Source organism: Roseateles sp. P5_B10, assembly GCF_056400485.1.
In genome coordinates this window covers 1-514 of sequence record NZ_JBFULE010001780.1, presented here as the reverse complement: position 1 = coordinate 514, position 514 = coordinate 1, and the positions used below count along the sequence as shown (strand labels likewise).

Annotated in this window: 1 protein-coding gene; it reads left to right on the top strand. The window is 63.8% G+C overall.

Annotated features, from left to right (window positions below; genetic code table 11):
• A partial coding sequence (locus AC1DU6_RS35870; RefSeq protein ID WP_477863423.1) for an RNB domain-containing ribonuclease occupies positions 1-514 on the top strand: 514 nt, incomplete at both ends.

Genomic DNA, 514 nt, shown 5'->3' with positions numbered 1-514 from the left:
GATACATTGTCAGCGTCGCCATCGCCGATGTCGCTTTCTATGTGCGTCCCGGCTCTGCGCTCGATCGCGACGCGCTGATCCGCGGCAACTCCGTCTATTTCCCCGACCGCGTCGTACCGATGCTGCCGGAGCGCATCTCCAACGACCTGTGTTCGCTGGTGCCGGGCGAGCCGCGCGGCGCGCTCGCCGTACGCATGGTGATCGGCGTCGATGGCCGCAAGAAGTCACACAGCTTCCACCGCATCCTGATGCGTTCGGCGGCCAAGCTGAATTACGCACAGGCGCAAGCCGCCATCGATGGCCATCCCGACGATACCACCGGCCCGCTGCTCGAACCGATCCTGAAGCCGCTCTATGCGGCCTATGCGCAGGTCAAGCTCGCGCGCGACGAACGCGATCCGCTCGACCTCGATATCCCCGAGCGCAAGATCCTGCTGAAGAAGGACGGTACCGTCGATCGCGTCGTCGTACCGGAGCGGCTCGACGCCCATAAGCTCATCGAAGAGTTCATGAT